2 protein-coding genes are annotated in these 4,564 nt (G+C 72.6%); both read left to right on the forward strand.

The features are described 5' to 3' along the window. A partial coding sequence (locus tag ACFVXJ_RS31095; RefSeq protein ID WP_389666800.1) for a phosphopantetheine-binding protein occupies nt 1-747 on the forward strand: 747 nt, incomplete at its 5' end. Nucleotides 748-820: 73 nt separating this feature from the next. Next, the coding region (locus tag ACFVXJ_RS31100) for a type I polyketide synthase (protein ID WP_389666802.1) at nt 821-4,564 on the forward strand (3,744 nt) is incomplete at its 3' end.

The raw sequence follows: 4,564 nt of genomic DNA on the forward strand, positions 1-4,564 counted from the left end.
GGTGTGGCCGCCTTGTCCGCGGAGGAGGGTGTGGCTCTGTTCGATGCCGTGTCGGTGTCCGGGCAGGCGTTGTTCGTGCCGGTCAAGTTGGACCTCGCGGCGCTGCGGGCGCAGGCGGCCGGTGGTGGGATGCTCCCGCCGCTGCTGAGCGGACTCGTCCGTACCCCCACCCGCCGCACCGCGAGCAGCACCGGGACCGGCGCCGACGGCGGTACCGCGCTGCGCGAGCGCCTGGCCGGGCTCGCGCCGGCCGCGCGGGACGAGGCACTGCTGGACCTCGTCTGCACGCACGTGGCGGCGGTGCTCGGCTTCGCCGGGCCCGAAGCGGTCGACCCGGCCCGGTCGTTCAACGAGGTCGGCTTCGACTCGCTGACCGCCGTCGAGCTGCGCAACAGGCTCGGCGCCGGCACCGGCGTACGCCTTCCCGCCACGCTCGTCTTCGACTACCCGACGCCGGCCGCGCTGGTGGAGTACCTGCGGGACGAACTCTGGCAGGACGGCGCCGCGGCGGTACCCCCGCTGCTCGCCGAACTCGACCGGCTGGAGAAGACGCTCGTGGCCTCCCTGCCCGACGACGACGGGCGCGACCGGATCACCGAGCGTCTCCAGGCACTGCTCGCCGCATGGAGCGAGGCCGGCGACCGGGCGGCCGACGGTGACGGTGAGGGCGATGTGGCCGAGGTGCTCGAAACCGCGACCGACGACGACCTCTTCGACTTCATCGGCAAGGAGTTCGGCATCTCCTGATGCGACCGCTCGCAGCTCGGCTCCGACTTTCCGACGGCTCTGTCTTTCTGGCTTCTGTACGAGGGATGCACGCATGAATGAGGAAAAGCTCCGCTACTTCCTGAAGCGGGTGACCGCCGATCTCCACGAGACGCGGCGCCGTCTTCAGGAGGTCGAGTCGGAGGAGCAGGAGCCGATCGCGATCATCGGGATGAGCTGCCGCTACCCGGGGGACGTCGAGTCGCCGGAGGACCTGTGGCGGCTGGTGTCCGAGGAGACCGACGCCATCTCTCCCTTCCCCACCGACCGGGGTTGGGACATGGGAAGTCTCTTCGACGCCGACCCGGACGGGCGGGGCACGAGCTACGTGCAGGAAGGCGGCTTCCTGCACGGCGCCAACCGCTTCGACCCGGCGTTCTTCGGGATCTCGCCGCGCGAGGCCGTGGCGATGGACCCCCAGCAGCGACTGCTGCTGGAGACGTCCTGGGAGGCGTTCGAGCGGGCCGGGATCGACCCCACCTCGGTGCGCGGCAGCCGGACCGGTGTCTTCGCCGGCGTCATGTACCACGACTACGCTTCCCGGCTGCGAGCCGTACCCGAAGAGGTCGAGGGGTACCTGGGCACCGGTGGCTCCAGCAGCATCGCCTCCGGCCGGGTCTCGTACACCTTCGGCCTGGAGGGCCCCGCGCTCACGGTCGACACCGCCTGCTCGTCGTCCCTCGTCACGCTCCACCTCGCGATCCAGGCGCTCCGCAAGGGCGAGTGCACGCTCGCCCTCGCGGGCGGCGTCACCGTCATGGCGACGCCGGGCACCTTCACCGAGTTCAGCCGCCAGCGCGGCCTGTCCTTCGACGGCCGCTGCAAGTCCTTCGCGGATTCGGCGGACGGCACCGGCTGGGCCGAAGGCGCGGGCATGCTCCTCGTCGAGCGCCTGTCGGACGCCCGCAGGAACGGCCACCAGGTCCTGGCGATCGTGCGTGGCTCGGCGGTCAACCAGGACGGCGCGAGCAACGGTCTGACCGCGCCGAACGGCCCCTCCCAGCAGCGCGTCATCCGCCAGGCCCTGGCCGACGCACGGCTGACGGCGGCCGACGTCGACGTGGTGGAGGCGCACGGTACGGGCACGACGCTGGGCGACCCGATCGAGGCGCAGGCCCTGCTGGCCACCTACGGCCGCGAGCACACCGAGGACAGCCCCCTCTGGCTGGGCTCGGTCAAGTCCAACATGGGGCACACGCAAGCGGCCGCCGGTGTCGCGGGCATCATCAAGATGGTCATGGCGATCCGCCACGGCAGGATCCCGAAGACCCTGCACGTCGACGCGCCGTCGACCAACGTCGACTGGGCGGCGGGCGCCGTCTCCCTGCTGAGGGAGGCGGTGGACTGGCCGGAGACCGGCCGTCCGCGCCGCGCCGCCGTGTCGTCGTTCGGCATCAGCGGCACCAACGCGCACACCATCATCGAACAGGCCCCGTCACCGGCGGACGAGGCCCCGCCCTCCGACCCCGCCCCGGACGGCGAGGAGGCCGCCCCCCGGCCCCTCTCCGTACCGCCCGTACTGCCCTGGCTCGTCTCGGGCCGCACGGAACAGGCCCTGTACGCCCAGGCCGACCGCCTGCTCGCCCACCTGCGCAGCCGTCCCGACCAGGCAGGCCCGGCCGACATCGGCTACTCCCTGGCGACGGGCCGCGCCGCGCTGGAACACCGCGCCGTCATCGTGGCAGCCGACCCGGAGAGCGCCCTCACGGACCTGTCCACGCTGTCCTCGGGCGGGACCACCGCCCGTATCGTGCGCGGCGAGGCGGGCGCGCGGGGCAAGCTCGCCTTCCTGTTCACCGGGCAGGGGAGCCAGCGGCTGGGCATGGGCCGCGAGCTGTACGACGCGTATCCGGTGTTCGCGGAGGCGCTGGACGCGGTCTGCGCACACCTCGAACTGCCGCTCAAGGAGGTGTTGTTCGGGTCGGACGGCGATCTGCTGGATCGGACGGAGTTCACGCAGCCGGCGCTGTTCGCGGTCGAGGTGGCGTTGTTCAGGCTGGTGGAGTCGTGGGGTGTGAAGCCGGACTTCCTGGCGGGTCACTCGATCGGTGAGATCACGGCCGCGCATGTGGCCGGAGTACTGTCCCTGGAGGACGCCTGCACGCTGGTTTCGGCGCGCGGCCGGTTGATGCAGGCGCTGCCTTCCGGCGGCGTGATGATCGCCGTACAGGCGTCGGAGGACGAGGTCCTTCCGCTGCTGACGGACCGGGTGAGCATTGCGGCGATCAACGGGCCGCAGTCGGTCGTGATCGCGGGCGATGAGGACGCGGCGGTCACCATCGCCAGGGTCTTCGAGGAGCAGGGTCGTAAGACCAAGCGCCTCACGGTGAGCCACGCGTTCCACTCGCCGCACATGGACGGCATGCTGGACGCGTTCCGCGAGGTCGCGGAGGGGATCTCGTACGAGTCCCCGCGCATCCCGGTCGTCTCGAACCTGACCGGTGCGCTGGTCACGGACGAGATGGGTTCGGCGGACTTCTGGGTCCGGCACGTCCGCGAGGCGGTCCGTTTCCTGGACGGCGTGCGCACCCTAGAAGCCGCCGGGGTCACCACGTACCTCGAACTCGGCCCGGACGGGACGCTGTCCGCGCTCGCCCAGGACTGCCTGACCGGCGACACGACCCCCGTCCTCGCAGCCGCCCTCCGCAAGGGCCGCCCCGAGGCCGAAACCGTCACGGCCGCCCTCGCACAGGCCCACGTGCGGGGCCTACCGGTCGACTGGCGGGCCTTCTACGCCTCGACCGGCGCCCGGCGCGTCGACCTGCCCACCTACGCCTTCCAGCGGGAGCACTACTGGCTCGACGCCGGGACCCTGGGCGGGGACGTGACGACCGTCGGCCTCCGCTCCGCCGACCATCCGCTGCTCGGCGCCTCCGTCGCACTCGCCGACGCCGAGGGCCTGCTGCTCACCGGCAGACTGTCGTTGGAGACCCACCCCTGGCTCGCCGACCACGCCGTGGCGGGGACGGTGCTGCTTCCCGGCACGGCGTTCGTCGAGCTGGCGCTGCGTGCCGGCGACCAGGTCGGCTGCGACCAGGTCGAGGAACTCACCCTTGAGGCACCGCTGGTGCTCCCCGACGACGGCGGAGTCGAGCTCCAGATCACCGTCGCCGCGCCCGACGAGGCGGGACGTCGGTCCGTCGTGTTCCACTCCCGCGCCGACCGAGCCCCGGACGACGAGCCGTGGCTGCGCCACGCGACCGCCCTCCTGGCCGAAGGGGCGGAGGCCCCGGCGTTCGAACTCGGCGTGTGGCCGCCGGCCGGGGCGGAGCCGGTCGCGGTGGAGGGACTGTACGAGGGCCTCGCCGACGCCGGTTTCGGGTACGGACCGGTGTTCCAGGGACTCCGCGCCGCCTGGCGCCGGGGCGAGGACGTCTTCGCCGAGGTGAGCCTGGGGGCGGACGTCGAGCCCGGACCGGCGCGGTTCACGCTGCACCCCGCGCTGCTCGATGCCGTCCTGCACGCCGTCGGCCTCGGCTCGCTCGTCGAGGACACGGGGCAGGGGCGCCTGCCGTTCTCGTGGAGCGGAGTGGCGGTCCACGCCGTCGGAGCGGACACCCTGCGCGTGCGGCTCTCCCGCGCCGGCCAGGACGCCGTGGCGCTGGAGATCGCCGACGCCGAGGGCGCGCCGGTCGCCACCGTACGCAGCCTGGCGCTGCGGACCTTCTCACCGGACCAGCTCGCCGGCGCCCGAACCGGACACGGCGATGCGTTGTTCGGGGTGGAGTGGTCGGTGGTGCCGTCGGGTGGTTCGGCGGGTGCGGTCGATGACTGGTTGGTGCTGGGTGCGGGTGCGCAG

It is taken from the genome of Streptomyces sp. NPDC058279, from assembly GCF_042881255.1.
Lineage (GTDB): Bacteria > Actinomycetota > Actinomycetes > Streptomycetales > Streptomycetaceae > Streptomyces.